This window comes from Akkermansia muciniphila, from assembly GCF_040616545.1.
GTDB classification, from domain to species: Bacteria; Verrucomicrobiota; Verrucomicrobiia; order Verrucomicrobiales; family Akkermansiaceae; genus Akkermansia; species Akkermansia muciniphila_E.
The window spans coordinates 2,281,993-2,298,812 of record NZ_CP156688.1 but is presented as its reverse complement, the minus strand read 5'-3'; the positions used below and the strand labels follow the sequence as shown (position 1 = coordinate 2,298,812).

At 58.4% G+C, this 16,820-nt stretch carries 15 protein-coding genes, 1 tRNA gene and 1 other RNA gene; 3 read left to right on the top strand and 14 right to left on the bottom strand.

The features are described from left to right. Positions 1 to 91: 91 nt before the first annotated feature. From ABGM91_RS09415 to ABGM91_RS09405, 3 genes are all read left to right on the top strand, one after another. Positions 92 to 168, top strand: a tRNA-Arg gene (locus tag ABGM91_RS09415). Between the two features lie 81 nt (positions 169 to 249). Beyond that, positions 250 to 609: a transfer-messenger RNA gene (gene ssrA / locus ABGM91_RS09410) on the top strand. A gap of 227 nt (positions 610 to 836) precedes the next feature. Further along, positions 837 to 1,820 (top strand): alkaline phosphatase family protein, encoded by a 984-nt coding sequence (locus ABGM91_RS09405; RefSeq protein ID WP_354831791.1) that lies wholly within the window; start codon positions 837 to 839, stop codon positions 1,818 to 1,820. A gap of 170 nt (positions 1,821 to 1,990) precedes the next feature. On the opposite strand, the gene ABGM91_RS09400 is transcribed toward ABGM91_RS09405, so the two are convergent. The 14 genes from ABGM91_RS09400 to ABGM91_RS09335 are packed head-to-tail and all read right to left on the bottom strand — an operon-like array spanning position 1,991 to position 16,781. After that, entirely contained in the window at positions 1,991 to 3,121 is a 1,131-nt protein-coding gene (locus ABGM91_RS09400) for an acyltransferase (RefSeq protein WP_354831788.1), read from the bottom strand. 19 nt (positions 3,122 to 3,140) lie between these two features. Beyond that, positions 3,141 to 4,232 carry an adenylyltransferase/cytidyltransferase family protein gene (locus ABGM91_RS09395; RefSeq protein ID WP_354831785.1) on the bottom strand — a complete coding sequence of 364 codons (1,092 nt, stop codon included), beginning with the start codon at positions 4,230 to 4,232 and terminating at the stop codon, positions 3,141 to 3,143. Positions 4,233 to 4,282: 50 nt separating this feature from the next. Next, complete coding sequence (locus ABGM91_RS09390; RefSeq protein ID WP_354831782.1) at positions 4,283 to 5,434, bottom strand: WecB/TagA/CpsF family glycosyltransferase; 1,152 nt, start codon at positions 5,432 to 5,434, stop codon at positions 4,283 to 4,285. Further along, positions 5,431 to 6,681 carry a glycosyltransferase gene (locus ABGM91_RS09385; RefSeq protein ID WP_354831779.1) on the bottom strand — a complete coding sequence of 417 codons (1,251 nt, stop codon included), beginning with the start codon at positions 6,679 to 6,681 and terminating at the stop codon, positions 5,431 to 5,433. The genes ABGM91_RS09390 and ABGM91_RS09385 overlap by 4 nt, the downstream gene beginning before the upstream one ends. A gap of 7 nt (positions 6,682 to 6,688) precedes the next feature. After that, positions 6,689 to 7,261 carry a CatB-related O-acetyltransferase gene (locus tag ABGM91_RS09380; protein ID WP_354831776.1) on the bottom strand — a complete coding sequence of 191 codons (573 nt, stop codon included), beginning with the start codon at positions 7,259 to 7,261 and terminating at the stop codon, positions 6,689 to 6,691. Beyond that, the gene (locus tag ABGM91_RS09375; RefSeq protein WP_354831773.1) at positions 7,258 to 8,364 is read right to left on the bottom strand and encodes a glycosyltransferase family 4 protein; all 1,107 of its coding nucleotides are present in this window, start codon (positions 8,362 to 8,364) and stop codon (positions 7,258 to 7,260) included. Before ABGM91_RS09375 ends, ABGM91_RS09380 begins: the two co-directional genes overlap by 4 nt. A 3-nt stretch (positions 8,365 to 8,367) precedes the next feature. Beyond that, positions 8,368 to 9,228, bottom strand: coding sequence for a hypothetical protein (locus tag ABGM91_RS09370; RefSeq protein WP_354831770.1), 861 nt, complete (start codon positions 9,226 to 9,228; stop codon positions 8,368 to 8,370). Next, on the bottom strand, positions 9,210 to 10,058 hold the full coding sequence (locus ABGM91_RS09365; protein WP_354831767.1) for a glycosyltransferase family 2 protein: 849 nt from the start codon (positions 10,056 to 10,058) through the stop codon (positions 9,210 to 9,212). The genes ABGM91_RS09370 and ABGM91_RS09365 overlap by 19 nt, the downstream gene beginning before the upstream one ends. Beyond that, the gene (locus ABGM91_RS09360; RefSeq protein WP_354831765.1) at positions 10,055 to 11,383 is read right to left on the bottom strand and encodes a hypothetical protein; all 1,329 of its coding nucleotides are present in this window, start codon (positions 11,381 to 11,383) and stop codon (positions 10,055 to 10,057) included. The genes ABGM91_RS09365 and ABGM91_RS09360 overlap by 4 nt, the downstream gene beginning before the upstream one ends. Beyond that, complete coding sequence (locus ABGM91_RS09355; RefSeq protein ID WP_354831762.1) at positions 11,376 to 12,050, bottom strand: acyltransferase; 675 nt, start codon at positions 12,048 to 12,050, stop codon at positions 11,376 to 11,378. The genes ABGM91_RS09360 and ABGM91_RS09355 overlap by 8 nt, the downstream gene beginning before the upstream one ends. Continuing rightward, positions 12,038 to 13,348 carry a glycosyltransferase gene (locus ABGM91_RS09350; protein WP_354831759.1) on the bottom strand — a complete coding sequence of 437 codons (1,311 nt, stop codon included), beginning with the start codon at positions 13,346 to 13,348 and terminating at the stop codon, positions 12,038 to 12,040. Before ABGM91_RS09350 ends, ABGM91_RS09355 begins: the two co-directional genes overlap by 13 nt. A 26-nt stretch (positions 13,349 to 13,374) precedes the next feature. Continuing rightward, positions 13,375 to 14,361 (bottom strand): hypothetical protein, encoded by a 987-nt coding sequence (locus ABGM91_RS09345; protein WP_354831757.1) that lies wholly within the window; start codon positions 14,359 to 14,361, stop codon positions 13,375 to 13,377. Between the two features lie 13 nt (positions 14,362 to 14,374). Next, positions 14,375 to 15,235, bottom strand: coding sequence for a hypothetical protein (locus tag ABGM91_RS09340; RefSeq protein ID WP_354831754.1), 861 nt, complete (start codon positions 15,233 to 15,235; stop codon positions 14,375 to 14,377). A gap of 4 nt (positions 15,236 to 15,239) precedes the next feature. After that, a complete protein-coding gene (locus ABGM91_RS09335) occupies positions 15,240 to 16,781 on the bottom strand; it encodes an MATE family efflux transporter (RefSeq protein ID WP_354831752.1) in 1,542 nt (513 codons plus the stop codon). Positions 16,782 to 16,820: the final 39 nt, after the last annotated feature.

The following is a 16,820-nucleotide window of genomic DNA, read 5'->3' as shown; positions in this document are numbered from 1 at the left end:
TTTTCTCAAATCATCTTACAAACATCTTGACTTTCCCGAAGAAAAACCTATATTTCTTTCACCGCTTACGCGGTACACGACGCAAGTTAAAGCGCCCGTAGCTCAATTGGATAGAGCGTCTGACTACGGATCAGAAGGTTTGGGGTTCGAATCCCTACGGGCGTGCCACTTGCATCACCACCGGTAAATAAAATTGCTCCTGCCTGAACATCATGGCGGGATTTTTTGTCTCTACCGATACATACATATGGGGGCGCCATGGTTTCGACTGGAAGTCTGAGGTGCTGGCTGCATGTGAAGGTTAATCGGCTGGCCTTCTAAAAAGCCGATTAAAAAAATAAATGCAGAGTCTAACGACCTTGCTCTGGCTGCCTAATTAGTTCAGCCGCGTCAGAACCTCAACGCCTGCTAGAGGGGACGACGAATATTCAGCAGGCTGGTGCAATGCGGGGTTGCCGCGCAACGCACGAGACTTCCACAGGCAACTAGCGAGCTTGCCTAGTTGGCGCATGACGAAGCAGCCGCGAAAGCAGCAATATGCGTCTGAACATGGAGATGCCGGCATCAACGGCCTTCAGGACACGGGTTCGACTCCCGTCGCCTCCACCACTTCAAAACAACCGCAAGCGTTTGAAACAGAACGTTTGCGGTTTTTGTTTTTATGAAAGTGCAAGACATTAGGACGGCTTATTAGAAACAATGTCCTGCGGTAAATGGCTTTGTGCCGCGGGTGTGAAACAGCCATCCCCCGCGTAAGGAACCACATCACGAAGAGGACTTTCCACCCTCCAAAAACCGGTGATAAAAATATTTCATGTTTGCCGTATGGATTTTATATGGAAAGCAGCTCTCATGAAGTAAGCCGCCGGAGTTTCCTGAACCGTTTCGGCCTGGCGGCGGCAGGAGTGGCGGCGGCCAACACCGCCTTTTCCGCTACAGAACATGCGGCCGGTACTTTCCCGCATTCCGTCCCGGCGCTGGTTCGCGCCAAAAGAGCGCTCATGATCTCGCTGGACGGGATTTGCGTGGAGGGTTTTCAAAAGGCGCATGCACCCCATTTAAGGGAGTTGATGTCAGAGGGGGCGTTTTCCCTGGATACGCGAGTCGTGATGCCCTCCATCACCCTGCCCAACTGGACGAGCCACCTGACCGGAAGCGGACCGGAGCAGCACGGGGTTTTCGATAATAACTGGACACCGGCAAAGTCCGCCTACCCCGCCGTACGGAAAGACGGAGACGGCTATTACCCCTCCGTGTTCCAGGTTCTGAAGGAAAGCAACCCTTCCTGCAAAACGGCTTTTTATTATAATTGGAAACCTCTTTCCTATCCGTTCAATGAAAAATATCTGGATGAAACGGAGTTCCTGAAGAACGATGCCTATGCCTTCAATTACGAGCAGGCTTTCCGGTTCATGAAGAAACACCGTAACGCCCCTGCCGCTGTCTTTCTGTATTCCGTTCACACGGACCATGCCGGTCACAGGCACGGATGGATGTCCCCCGAATACCTTCAGGCCATTGAAGAGGCGGATCAGCAGATCGGAATCCTTTTTCAGAAATTGAAGCAGGAAGGGTTATACAGGGACACGCATTTTTTGTTTCTGACGGACCACGGAGGCATCGGAAAGGGACATGGAGGGACGAGCGCGGCGGAAATGATTGTTCCATGGGGAATCGCGGGACCGGGAATCAAGCGGAATTTCCAGATTTCCGAACCAAACAATACCACCAATACCGCTCCCATGCTTCTTCATTTATTCGGAGGGACGCCACGGCCGGAATGGACCGGAAAAGTCATTGAAAGCGTTTTTCTGCAGTAATCCCTTCCCACCGCCCGTGCCGGCCAGTGCTCCATGTTTCCAAACTGCATGCCGGCAATTCAGTTTTCCCGAGTTCCCACTCTCCCTTTTTGAATAGTGACGCCATTATCAACCCCAGTCCGTTATACAGGTTCCGGCAATCTTGAGGCGTCAGAAAAAACAGAAGGCGGTTAAAGACGGGGTTCATTCATGGAGACGGACCGGAGGGAACCTGCGGCAAACATTTCCTTTCCGCCACTCACCGGTTTTCTCCGCTTTTGGGCAAAGATCAGGTATTCCCAGCCGGGGTAATGCCGGACCACCTGCCGATGAAGAAAGAATGCTCCCGCAAATATCAGGACCGCCGCAATCATGGGGGAAGGAAGTGCTTCAGGAAGGATTCTCAAGAGGAGCGGCATCAACCAGGGAAGGATCAGGCAATGGACGGCATAAATGAAGAAGAAGAGGGGAGCGCATGCCCGCGCCACGTTACGAAAGAACTTCTTTTCCGCCAGCAGAACGCACAGGGAGCCCAGACCCAGAATCCCCGGAATCCAGCAAGGGATGGTGTGCAGGGTTTCCGTGGAAATGACGCCGCCATGGGTCATCCACGCTATTGCCGCCCACGCGGGGAGGGAAAGGCAACTTGTTTTTTTCAGGAACAGCTTGATTTCGCCCAGCGTCAGGGAGGAAAGGCAGAATCCCAGCATGAAAAAAGCCAGGGAGTCCGCCCAGGGAACCCGTGGAGGGTCGGAAAACAGCGCGTTAACCTCCGGGAACAGCACCACGGAGAAGAGAACGGCAATCGTCGCGGGAATCAGCAGCTTCCTTTTCCCGAGGGCGAATAAAAGCGGGGAGAGCAGGCTCAACGCCATCACATATTTCAGGAACCACAGGGGCCCGTCATAGGGAAAGGTAGTTCCCACCCCCGTCAGCTTCCAGGGGAGGCTGCTCCAGTCCCACGCGCTGGAATGGCCCAGTCTCAAATAAATCCAATGTCTGAAGAGAGCTTCCAAAAAAGCCGCGCCGTTCCACGCCAGATAAAATAGAACGTACCTGCACGGGGAATGGCGCCAGTCGAACATTTTCCTGCGTCCCACAAAGTAGGCTGCCGCCATGAACAGAAAAGGCACCCGCTGGAAGAAGAGAGGGAATTCCACACCGTTCCCGGCAGCATGAAAAAGGACAATGAAGAACAGGCCAACCACCCTGCCCAGGTCAAGCCAGCATTCCCTCGGCGGCGCCCCGGGAACGGGCGCCGGACGGAAAGCCTGCGCCCTTTCCGGTTCCCTGGCCAGACTGCATTCTTCAACCATGGACATTTTCTTTCCGAAAAAAGAATCAGAACGGGCTTTTACAATGCGGTTCCACGGCCCTCATGCCGTCATGCAGCCGCACCGCTCCGTCCCTGTCCTCCCGGGAATCGAACAGGTACAGGGCGTATCCGCCGAATCCGCCTCCCAGGTATTTCTTCGCCAGTTCATCCCCCATGACCGGGAGGGGGGCCATCCCCTCCCGGAGCTGCACGCTATGGTACAGCGCCACTCCCGCGGCCAGTTCATGAACGCTGCGCTCCATCACTCCGGCGCGGGCGATCAGGGAGGATTGGGCAATGCGGGCGTAGTCCCTGCACCCGTCAGCCATTCCCGGCGTATCATGGTCGTGTCCGGTGTGGAAGATCGCCATTTTTCCAGCCAGAAAATCGCCGGTGCTCTTGATGTCCAATACGGGAACGGCGCCGGAACGCCAGACGCACAGCCCCGTTTCCGCAATCACAGCCGGGTCCTGCCAGCCAACCCCCAGGGCCAGTTCAGACCGGACGGGGTCCCTGCCCTGCAGCATGGCCCAGGCTCCGCTGCCTCCCAGACCGGCCCGGAGTTCATAAGGCCAGTGGTCCAGGGAGACAAACGGACTGATGGCGCAGTTGACAATGTACGCCCCCTGCCGCGCATGCCTGGGAACGTCCAGCCAGCCTCCCGCAAAATCCACGCGCAGGGGCACGCTGAGCGGGGCCTTGATTCGGTTCACCAGCTGGGTGGTGGAAATCTGTTCGGAACAGGGAGGCGTCTTGGGGAGCACTACATACCGCGCACCAATCCTTGCGCACAGTTCCCTTTTAAGGTCACCGTAACAGTCATCTTCCGTAACGGCCAGGATGTCGGGCCGTTCTTTCAGAAAAACGTGCTTAAAATCCATTCCCGGTTCCGGATTTTCTCCGCAGACCACCTTGTCCACCATGCACAGGCTTTCCAGAATCACTTTTTTATGTTCGTCCGGAATGGACGGTTTTCTGCGCTTGCTCTTCCAGAGCACCTGCTCGGAGGCGAAGGAGACGATAAGGAAATCCCCCAGCGAACGCGCTTCGCGGAAGAACTGGATATGCCCGGCATGAATAATGTCGTAAAATCCGGAGACGAATATTTTGGTAGCCATCGTTGAAATGTATGAAGGTTGGGTTGTTGCTGTCTGGAGGGGGAAAAATATTAAAATGGAGCGGCGGGAACCGGTGCAGGGGAGGAACCGGCCTCCCTTTCCAGCGCCATTGTTTCCAGTTCCGGGCTCCCTTCCACATAGTCCTCAAACAGAACCGGATATTCCGGCAAAAGCGGCGGGAGGTCTTCCGGGACGTTGATTTTATGCCGTTTTCCCAGTTTTTTCCTTGCCAGGGACTGGAGTTCGCAAAAAGCCATCGGCACCAGGCTGGCGTTGGCGGGCAGGTTCCAGAACCTCGCATCGTCGCTGACAATGATGAATTTCCTGCCTTCTTCCCTGCCCCAGGCAGCCAGCAGGTCATCCATGTTGCCGGGAAGCCGGCCGAAACATGAAACCAGCGTGCAGGGAAGAGAGGGCGCCTTTTCTTCCCTTCCGGAGGCGGCAGCCGGCCTGGCCGCCTTCTGCCGTTGTTTCTCCCGGATAAAGATCCAGGGCAGAACAGAGATTATTTTCCAGCAGCGTTTCATTTGCTTGCGGGGTTCATTGAGAATGCGGTGGAGAAATTCCAGCCGGCACTCCACCATCCAGGCGGGGGCCCTTCTGATATGCCGCCCGGAGGCGAAGTTAAAGACGGCGCCCACGGCCACCATAATTCCCCGCTGAAGATGGGGGCACAGCCTGTTCATGAATATTTCCTGCTTGGGGGCGCCCAGGGAAACCCAGACGATGTCCGGCAGGTATTCATTAATGCGCCCGGCAATAGCCGCGTAGTCAAATTCATCCACGGAGCAGAACGGCAATTCCTCAAAAGGCATGTGCTTCACGCGGGGGTCTTCCCGTTCCAGGGTCCGGCGCAGGGCGTCCAGCGTCTCGCGGTTTCCTCCCAGGAACATCATTCTGTATTTTTTCATGCCGATGGCGTCGCTGAAAATCTGGGCGCCGCAGTATTGGGGCCTGTCCGCATGCAGCAGCCATTTCAGGTAGACGGGCACCCAGCCGCTGTCGCATATGGTCAGGAGCGCCCCGTTCAGCACATTCCTGTATTCCCGGTTGCGCTGCACCTCGGAAAGCACATGCCCGTCCGCCACGCAGATGTACCCCGCGCCTCCGGAACGGAGCACTTCATCCATGCGCCGGAAAACGCGTTCACGGTCAAATTCGTATCTGATGTTGAAGTAGGTCTCCATACGGTTTTCGCTCATGGCCGGTGTTGACGGTCCTTTAAAATTTCGCGGTAAATGCCGGCCATCCTTTCCGCCTTCCGGTTCCAGTCCAGCTCCCTCTGCCTGGCGTCAAACGCTTCATCCATATCCCGCAGAACCTGCCTGTGATGGAAAAAGAAGCGGATGCGTTCCGCAAAGTCCCGGGCGGACCGTCCGGGACGGGTCAGGGGTATCTTGCGTCCCACGGTTTCATCCACGATGGTTCCCATGCCGCAGGTATCAAAGCAGAGCACGGGCAGCCGGTTCATCAGGGCTTCCACAAGCACGGTTGAGGTAGCCTCCATGATGCTGGTAAAGAAAAAGAGATCGCTCTGCCGCATCATGGACAGGATTTCTGCATTGGGTACAATTCCATGCCATATGCACATATGGGAAACTCCCAGATTTTCAGCCTGTTTTATAAACCGTCTCCCCTCTTCAGAAGGGTTCACGCCACATATATGGAGACGCAATCCCTCACAGTCCTTCAACAGGGCAAGCGTAGAAACGGCCAGATGAAGCTGTTTCCGGAAATCTGCCTTGCCCACCCACAAAAGGCTGAACTCTCCCTTTTCATGCAGGATGCGCCGCCCGGAAAGATTGAGCCTGCAACCGGTCTCATTAATCACCACGGCCTGTTTCCCATAGACTTCTTCTATCCTGTTTTTCACCCCTTCCACTGCGGCAACAAGGACGGAGGACCTGGCAACCGCCCGCCTTACATGAGGCTGCCATCTTGACTGGAAGGAATTAATGGCATTTTTCACCCGCACGAAGATGCACTGCCTCCATCCCGCACAGCGTGCATAGGCGGCAGGCACATTTTCCATGCCTCCCACCGGTCCCCACACATAGGGCACGCCCTTGATTTTCCAGAGCAGGCCCGGCTCCCTGAACCCAATCATGTTCAGCTGGTGAATCAGATCAATACGGTTATCCTTCATGATTTGACGCGCCAGGCAGAGAGCTCTCTTCTGCCATTTTCTGTAATGGTAGTAAAAACGCCAGTCCCCCTGGTTCCAGCACATCCGGCGAACCTTTTCCGGCACGGGAAGATAATGGAACACGATGTTGCCCGCCTGGGGGAGGCGGACAAGCTCCCGTTCTATGTTTTCCCGCCATTCCCCTTCCGTAATCACCTGCACCTTGCAGTGCCTGGCCAGGTGGATGACCCAGTTCCACCCCATGCCGGGTTCGCTGCCCCAGTCCGGGTTGACGGCATAAGCGTTAATCAGAATTTGCATCATGGTCTGTCTATTTGATGGAATCAAGGTAGTTCCGGTGCCTTTCCTCTTCTTCCGGAGTGGGAAAGCGGCGGCGGATGACCCTGGCGGGATTGCCGCCCACCACGGTCATGGGCGGCACGTCTCCGGTCACGACGGCTCCCGCCGCGACAATGGCGCCGTCCCCCACGCGAACGCCTCCCAGGATGACGGCTCCGTGCCCAATCCACACGTCGCTGCCGATGACCGTCATGCCGTCCTCCCAGTTCCGGGGGGAATCCCAGACGGCGCATCCGGCCCGGTTAAAGGAATGGTCCCTTTTTCCGATGAATGAAACGCGGGCGGCGCACAACACGCTGTTCCCAAAACGTATATCGCAGGAGACATGGCAGTATGGCCCCAACTGCACCCTGTTCCCGAAAATGATCTGTTTGTGCGGGGAATTCAGATGCACATGCCTTCCTATCCTGGTCATTCCCTTCACGGTGACCCAGCGTTGAACCAGGCGGAACCGTATGAAACTGCGCACTCCGTTGGCCAGGGAACGCAGAAACAGGATGGGCCGGGACCTGCCCGGAGCTGCATTGGCGGAATCATTCATCATAAAATATGTTCCATGAGATGGTTGACGTATTCCCGGAATCCGGCAGGCATCAGGCATTCTTTCAGGCGCGGAGGGGACGGGCTGCCGCCGCGGTCCAGGCAGGTTTTCCGGAGAAGAGAGGCCAGCCCCTTTTCGTCTTCCGGATCAAACAATTCCCCGTTCCAGCCCCGGCGGATCAGGCAGGCGGAGCCGCAGCGCCCGGAAACCAGGCAGAAACACCCGGCAGCCAGCGCATCATTGACAACCGCCCCAAACGGTTCCACCAGGCTGGGCAGAACAAAGACGTCGGCCAGATTGTACCAGGCCGCCAGGCGTTCGCCTTCCAGCCAGCCGGTAAAAATGGCGCGGACCTTTAGCCGGACGGCCAGGTCCCGCAAGGCCGTTTCCAGGCTTCCCGACCCCGCAATCACCAGAACGGCGTCCTCCGGAAAGGCCGCAGCCGCCCTGACCAGGCATTCCAGATTCTTCTCCGGCGCCAGGCGCCCCACGTACAGGACCACCCGTTTACCGTGCAGACCGTATTCCCGCTGCATGGAAAGGCTCATGGGAAGCGCTTCGCGGCATTGTTCCCGGAATGCCCGTTCATCCCTGACAATCGGAAAAAAGACGCCCTTCCCATAATGTTCCCGGTACCAGCAGCAGGCCTCCATATCCGGGAGAATCACATCATCCACCACCGGCATCACCGCCTTCCGCGCCAGCGCATGCACGCGGGACAGTTCATTTCCGCGGATCATGTCCATGCTGTCGTCGCAAATGCTGATGATTTTGAATTTCCAGCGGCAGGCCGCGCGCAGCAGGCATACCTCCAGCGCCAGAATGGAAAACTCCGGAACGATCACCAGATCGGGCCGTCCCTGCCGCAGGATGCGCGCAAGGCCGGAGGGGATGCGCCTCCCCGCCACGCGAACATGGTTCAGGTAATGGGGGCGGAACGCGCAGCGGGCTTCCATTTCCGGCCTGTTGTAGTGGTGGTCCGGAGAATTTTCATATTCAAAAAACGCCTCCATCTCCCCCATCCGGGCCAGCGCATTGAAAAAATCAATGCGGTAAGGCGCCAGGTATTGATGAAAGACCATCAGTTTGCGTTTGTTGCCGTTCATGGTTCAGTGCCTTTTCCTGTAATGTTGCCACGCTTGCCTGAAGAAGCCGGAGGCCGTCTCCCGGACGCCCGCACACCGGAGGGAAAACCGCAAGGGATGTTGAACTGCGCCGCACAGCTCCAGCAGCTCTTGATCGGAACATTGGAAAAGACGGCTTAAACAGCATTTGAGGAAGGGAATTCCGTGGCGGCGGGAATGAAAGGGTATGACGTGCACTCCCTGGCAGCCGCCCAGAAGCTCCCTTTGCCTGCGGTCAATGGGAGAAAACAGGGAGTGGAAATAATAAACGGGGGTCTCCGCATGCAGAAAGGGGGCCAGGCGGTAAAAAGGCGCCCGTTCCGGGTCGTTCCCGTACCGTACCAGCAGGGGATTGATTCGGGCGGCGTCTTCCATTTCCGTTTCCGGAGCAAGGTCAAAATAGCCGTTGAAGGAGAAAACGCGTTCCGCATGCAGCAGGGAGCCGAAGAGAACGGCGGCATAGCCGCCCGAGGAACTGCCCACCATCGTTACCCGGCAGCCTTTCGTCTCGTTTTCAAGCCACCTCAGCACCTTTCCCGGAGAGTTCAGGCGGCTGTTGATGCCGCCCAGGTACCACTGCTTGAAAACGTCCCGGATGAAGATGTGCCTGCCGCAGCCCGGAACCCTGGTTCCGAACCATTCAAACGTATTCCGCAGGGTGACCCGTTCATGGAACCGGGCGCGGTTGTTGGGAAAGTACAGGTCGTTGCTGCTGAAATAAACGGCGCACCGCAAATCATCCCCCTCCGGAGAACGCTCCATGAGGTAATTGTCACGGGTCCGGTACGTCTCCAGCACCTCTTCGTCATCCGTCTGGAACACCCAGTCTATTTCGTTGCTGTCCATAAGAAAGGGAGGAAAACTCGTACATGCATGCAGATCATGGCCCTGCACGCGGCCAGAAGGCCGTCGTGCCTGCGGACGTAGTGGAAGTAATACCTGGGCTGGGCATTCCCCAGCGGGGAATACAAATTGCGGAGCCTGCGCATCAGGGGCACCTTCCGGTCCGTCCAGGCAACAGCCTTGTCATGCCGTTCGCAAGTCCCCATGTAAGCGGGAGCCACCCGCAGCTTTATTCCGCGTTCGCGCGCCGTACGGGAATAATCGTAATCCCCCAGCGCGTGCAGGTAGAACCCGTCCAGAATGCCTATGCGCTCCACCACCCGCCGCGGCACCCACAGAATGTTCCCGTGGCATAATTCGCATTCCCTCAAGGTTCCATCCGGAATAACGGGCTTCCCGCCCGCCGTGCCTCCATAAGTCCACTCATCCGTGCCGGGATGGCAGGTGGTACCGCAGATGACGGCAGCATGTTCCATCCAGCGGGAGGCTTCCAATAGATGGCTTACGGCAAACGGATGCAGCATGGTATCATCATTCAGCCAGAGGTAGAAATCCGCATCTTTCTTCAGGGCGTCCTCCCATGCCGTCCTCATTCCCCGGTTCCAGAACAGGGTTCCGTCCCCCGTGATGACGGAAACGGAGGGGTAAGCCCGCCGCACGGCGTCTCCGGTGCCGTCGGAGGAACCGTCATCCACCAAATGCACGGAGGACTCCAACCCCGCTTCCGGCAGTGCGGAGAACAGGGAGGCGAGGCAGCGGAGCGTTTTTTCCCTGCGGTTATGGCACGTCATCAGGACCGCAAGTTTTTTCCCGGAGGCAGCGTCAGTTTTCATGGAATGCGTATGGAAGGGAGGGGGTTGGAGGAACGGCGGCGGAAGATGCTTTGCACCCATTCGTGAAGCTCGCCGTCCGTCATGGCCCGGAAACGGCTGGAATAGCACATGGCGATCATCATCCACAGGGAGATGTTCATGATATCCAGATTGAAGTTGGTGTCCTCCAGCCATCCCCAGAGCCAGCGGAAGGCCACGAACACCCCCAGCAGCTTCATCCAGCGGTTGCCGGAGCGGTAAATGGCCAGGTAGGAGGCCTGCCAGTAAAATCCCGTGTAAAGGAAAAGCCCCGCCACCCCCGTCCAGGCGAAAATATTGAGGAGGACGGGCTCGCACCAGGCGCGGCGCTTCTGGTCATGGTAGGACTGGCGCTCATCCTGGGACATCTGGAAACTGGTTTCATAACCCTGCGCCGGGGTGCGCCCCAGCAAAATGCAGCCGTCCTTCAGGGAGGATGAGGCCACCTCTTCAAAGACGATGCTGCGGGAATCCGCCAGCAGATCGTCCTCCACGGAATTTCCCGCCGCTCCGGCGTAGGAGCCGACGTCCAGGACATTAAAGACACCGCCCAGCCCGAGGGCGAGAAAGAGGGAGGGAATGAAAAACAGGGCGTACCGCATCATCCTGTAAAAGCAGTCCTTGAGCAAATCCCTGCCGCAATAGACGGCCAGCAGGGACAAAGCCACCAGCGCCTTTAGAATCTGGCTCCTGGCCCCCATGCTGACGCACACCATCAGGCATGCCATGACCAGCACCACCAGCTTCCATTTCCGGGGCAGCAGGGGCAGCCACGGCACCAGCATCAGCAGGGGATTCAGCAGGGAGGCGTAAAAATCCGGATTGAGGGTGAACAGGAACAGGAAAAAAACGGGAATGAACACCTTGAACCAGACGGACAGGACCTGCCGCGTCACCTCCGGCAGGCTGAACACGTAAACCAGCACGGGAATGAAAAGCGTGGGGCCATTCGTCACGAGGGCCCGCGCGGACCAGTAGCCGTCCACGGCGAACACGCCCCGCACGCAGCAAATGAATACCCACAGGAAATAAATGGAGAAGAGGGGATAGACCGGAGCGTCCTCCCGCCGGAAGTACTTCCGCATGATCACGAAGGACACCGCCAGCAGGAGGGCTGAAGAAAGGGAAATGGCCTGTTCCGTACAAACCGGGTGAAGGACGGCGGCGGACGAGTACATGGACAACATGATCATGGCCTTCACCAGGATGACGAAGGGGAGCACCACCCGGATGCTTGAAGGAAGGCGGGATTTCCCGTCAAGGGGCCGGCCTTCATTCGCCTGACATGAAAGGTCCGTGTTACGCATGCGCGCTCCTTTCCATCACCGGGGAATCCTGGCCTTCCTCCGTCCTGCGGATGCGGCGCGCCGGATTTCCCGCCCATACTTCATTGGGAGGAATGGAACGCGTTACCACGGAACGGGCTCCTACAACGGCGTTGTCCCCGATGGAAACGCCTTTCAAAACGAAGGTTCCGGCCCCGAGGAATACGTTGTTCCCGATCCTGACGGGAGCGCACCGGCGCTGAAGCCTGTCCTCCGCCCCACGCCTGGCTTCCGGGTCCAATGCGTGGAAGTCCGTATCCATGATGTGGACGCCGAATCCGGCCTTTACATCGTCGCCGATGGTCACCGACTGCGTGCAGATGATCACGGTATTGCTGATGCCCACCCGGTCGCCGATGCGCAGCACGCCGTCCCGGTCCACGGAGATCAGGCACCGCTGGGAGGAGCGGGAGACGCCGTGGGAGCCGTTCCTCATGGTAAATTCCCTTCCTATGCGGCACGGAACGGAACGGCGGCGGCTTCCCCTGGATATCCTGACGTCCGGAATGCCGAACGAGCAGAGGCCGGGGCCGCAAACCGCGTTGCCGGCATATAGGAGCCACCTGGCATACCCATTGTGAAGCGGGTGCGCACAGACGGCCCAGCAGCGGAGCACGGCTTTTCTGGCCAGGTAAATCAGCTGCTGCATGCGGCGCCCTCCCTTCCCTTTTCTTCGTCCTCCTCCGTCCCGTTCCCGGCCTCTCCGGCGATGCTCCCGTAAATGCGCTTCAGTTGTTCCGCATTCACGGCACGGTCATGCCGCGCCAGGGAGGCCTGTCTTCCGCGGAAGGAAAGACGCCTGCACAGATCCATGTCCCCGAACAGGCGGCACACCAGCATGGCCAGCATTTCCGTCTCTTCAAACCGGTACAGGAAGCCCGTTTCCCCGTGGGACACGGAATCCATCATCCCCCCGGCATAGGACGCGATGCAGGGAGTGCCCACCATCTGGGCTTCCCCCAGGGAATTGGACTCATTTTCAATCATGGAGGGGCAAACGAAGACATGCGCCTTCCGGAACTGGCTGCACATCTGTTCCGCGTCCAGGCGTCCCAGCCAGCGGAAACGGTCCCGGACTCCAAGCCGTTCCATCAGGTTTCCCAAATAACGGGCGTAGCCGTTCCTGCGCCACGCAGGGACTGACAGGAAGTCCGGTCCGGCCACCTGCACCCTGGCGTCAGGATAATGCCGCAGAACCAGGGGAAGGGCTTCCACCACCTTGTGCAGCCCTTTCAGGGGATAGTGGGACTGGCTGAGAAAAATCGTATGCCTTTCGCACGTTCCGGCATCCCATTCATGAAGGTAAAAGGGCTCCCTGAGCGTAGGATGGAGAACATGGTACCGCGCCGCGGGATTCATGGCCCATGCGTGGGAACGGTCCCAGGCGGTACGCCCGATCACATGGCGCACCTTGCTGAACAGCTCCCGTTCATATCTTCCGCGCGCCTTGATCTTCCGCTGCTGGGCAAAAAGCGTGTCACGGCGCAGCAGATCCCGGAAGGCAACGGATTTCACGAGTTCCCGGGGAGGAATGCCGCCCAGATAGAACCCGGCGCAGACGGAAGACAGCCCCTGGATGGAAACGGCCGTGCGTTCCGCCCCGCAGGCATTCACCCAGGCCAGGGAATGCGGATATTCGGAACCGTGGATATGGACCACGTCCGGGCCGAATATGTCCCTGATTTCCCGGAAACAGGGTTCCAGCGCCTTCCTGTAAACTCCCATGTCGGCAGGGGCGGGAACCAGGTAATAGGTCATGGACTCCCCGTCCAGGCGGCGCAGGGTGCGGCCCGGATAAAACATGGCTGCGGCCAGCTTTAAATCCGGGGCGGCCTTCATCAGCTCCTGCGCCCCCGCGTACATCCAGCCCCCCAGGACCGGTTCCGGAAGTCCAAGCATCCGGCAGGGTTCAGGAAACAGGATATTGGACAGCCAGAGCGCTTTCATCCCTTTTTCCGGAGCGTTCATGTTCTTCACCAGTAGCACCCCCCCTCCACACGGCTGGCGTGGCTTACCGTCTCTTCCCTTCCCGGCCTGGCCCACGCGTCATTGAAAAGCCGGAAATAATCATATTTGGGAGCGCCGGGGTTCGCCCCGTAGGCCGGGTCTTCCCAGCGCCTGCCCCGCAAGCCGAACAGCAGTTGAAGGGCCCCGCCGAGATGCACGGCCTGCCTGCCGCGCCTTTTGACATGGGCCGCCAGATGAAAGCCGTAAGCCCCGCATCCGATGAGGCAGACGTCGTAATCCCGGCGGTCTACCTCCCCCTCCATCCATGCCAGGGCTTCAAACCAGTCGGAAAAACGGTCCGGCCCCGCGCCCATGCTCTGGACGGCGGCCAGCGTCTCCAGGGAGAAGGAAGGAAGAACCTCCGGGTTTTCAAAAATCCTTTCCCTGTTCCGTTCGTATTGGAGCGTGATGCTTTCCGCAAAAGGATGGGCCACCAGCACCTTCCTTCCCTCCAGGGCCCTGCTCCATGGCCGGGAAGACCAGTAAGGCTCCAGATTCAGCAGGCGCACGCGGGGAACGTCCCGGATCATGGGCATCACCTCCCGTTCGTACGGAAGCCAGCTTCCCAGGATATCCAGTTCCTTCATGTCGCGGAGCATCAGCTCGCAGAAGCGGGAGAGGCATTCCGGCGTGGCCGGGAAAAAGCCGGACCACTCCCGCATCTGCCTCATGATATTTTTATTCCACCACCACTGGTCCCTCCTGCCCGTGATGTAGTCCAGCGGATTCCTGCCCGCCTTTCCAATTTCCAGATAATTGTGCAGGCAGGACATTTCCGTGCAGCCAAACCGCCCCACCATGGCGGGACGGCCGGAGCGGAGAAGGCGCTCAATCATCGCGGATGCGGCATCCGCGTCCAGCTCGCAGGAAGGGGGGAGCATCTCCTCTCTCACGGAACAGCGGTCAAATACGCGGCGCAGCAAATGCAACCCCTGATACATCAGTGAAGTCATGGCATGAATGGGTTTAATTGCGTCCGCAGGGATTCTCTTCCCGGAGAAAGCGGCGTTTCATGGCCCGGAGTTCCAGCCGGCTGCGCCACGTCTTCCAATTCCTGGCGGCATTCCTGATTCTCGCGGAGCAAGGGAGCTTTTCCTCCGGATCAAAAAAACCCCTCCCGGAAAAATCCACGGATATGCCGTGCCGTTCAAACAGCTCCGCCACCGGCCCGTACCACTTGCCGTGAATAACGCCCGTGAAAATGTAGGGAATGATCTGGTATCCGTCCCGGGAAAACAGGGAGGGGTCCACCGTCAAGAACTCCATGCGGGAATACTTAGCCCTGCGGCTGCCGAAGCATTCGAACTTCCAGGCGGACTCCTCCTTCCTCAACAGGGAAAGCAGCGCCTCCCTGCGCCACAGGGCGCCCTGGCAGCACGCGTACCAGGGGTAATCCGGGTCACTGGTGTAAAGGCCTTCATACCGCGAAGGCTCGCGGGCCGGAATTCCCTCCGGCGTCAGCTGGATGCAGGGAATTTCCGGATGGGCGCGCATCAGCGCCGCGTACCTTTCCACCGCCTCGCCGTCCACCGGCCCCGTCAGGAAGTAATCCTCCTGCATGTACAGCACCGTGTCCGTTTCCAGGGCCTCCAGGGCCCATTTCAGGCATTCGCTCCACGTGGCCCTTCCGCGTCCCGGAATCATCCGGCCCGCGCAGCTCCTCAAGGAAACGACGTTCTTCTCCGGACCGGAGTAGGTCTTGTACTCCGTATTCAAGCAGACCCGGGCGGGGCAATCGGGCCAATAGAGGGACCAGAGCCTGAAAAAAGGCTCCCAGCAGTCCTCAAAGGAATCACAGGTATTGACGAGGATGGAATAGGATTTCATGGAATTATTTGGAAAACTGAATTTTCCTCCAGGCGCTTTTCAGGAAAAAAACAAAGGCGCCGCGTTCCCTGCCGCCCAGGGAAAAAACCCAGAGGAAAAGGAGGAAGACAACCAGGAGCGAGCAGGTGCGGAGCAATACCGGAACGGGAGAAAGCGACGCATCAAGCCGGGACAGGAGGATGCCCGCGGCAAACGTAGCCGCGCTGGGGACAAGGCACGGAGCCAGCACCTGGAAAGAAAAATCCCGCAGGCTGAGGCCAAGGCGCCGCACGCAGATGGAAAGGGCCAGCAGCCCTCCCGGCACGGTGACGAAAAGAATGGCGGCCACATACATCATGAAGGGAGGCCATCCCATCCGGTAGAAGCCCCACGTAGCGCCCAGGAAAAGAATTCCGGACCCGGTTTTCACCAGCGTGTACAGGCGGATGTTCCCCTCCGCGTAAATGGCGGACCCCAGGCTGAGGAAAAGCTGTTCCAGCAAGGTCCTGGCAAGCTGAAGCCTGCAGAACAGGACCGCCCAGGCGGGGACGGAATGAAGCCAGAGCGCCAGGAGCCCCGGAGCCTCCAGAATCAGGGGAATGGCGAAAACCGCCATGAGCAGGTAGGCGAATTTGCAGCCGGACAGGGAGGCCCGCAGCATGAGGCCGCGGTTGCCCGCCCCCTCGCTTTTTGAAATGACCGGATTCAGGGCCTTCAGCATGGTCCCGGAAAAAGCCATCGTTTGCCCGTTGATCTGCTGGGCGACGGCCTGCGCCGCATTGAGGGCAACGCCAAAAAAGTGGTTCAGCACGATGCCGACGCCGTATTCCGACAGCATGCTGCTGGCGGAAACCGTGAAATTCCACCCCGCAAAGCTGCCCATTTCCCGGAAAACGCCGCGTTTCCAGTAACGCCGCGGCGCAATCACGCACTCCGCATAGTTCCTGCGGCAATAAACAAGCATGGCCGTCATGGAAAGGATGGAAATTCCGGCCATCAACACCCCGTACAGAACCAGCTTGTCCGCCGGCACGTGAACGACCGCCAGGGCCGCCCCCAGTTTCAGGAAAGATTCCAGAACGCCTATGACGGCGAAATACAGCATGTTTTCATGGGCGTTCAGCATGGCTTCACAAGGAACGCCCAGGATGCCGAACACGGTGCTGGCGATCATGGCCCAGTAAACGCACCGGGCGGCAAAAACCCGGTCCTCCGGAATATTGAGAACATGCCCGAACAGGAAGGGTGCCGCCGCATACAGCAGGATTCCGACCGCCACGGCGATGGCAAGATGGAGCACCACGCTGATGTTGAACACGATTTTCTGCTTCTCCGGGTCCCCTTCCCCCTCCGCGTAGCTCATGAAGCGCTGGGTAGCCGCCGCCATGCTGGCGTTCAGAAAAGCCAGCATGGCGATCACGCCCGCCACCATGTTGAAAATACCGAAGTCGTCCACTCCCAGGGCATTCAGGACAAGGCGCGTCGCGTACAGGGAAATGAACAGGGTGATGCCCATTTTCATATACAGGAATCCTGTATTCCTGATCACTCTGGAGACGGTGTTCATGAGATGGGGGAAGAAGAAAAATACTGAAGGGCGAATGCC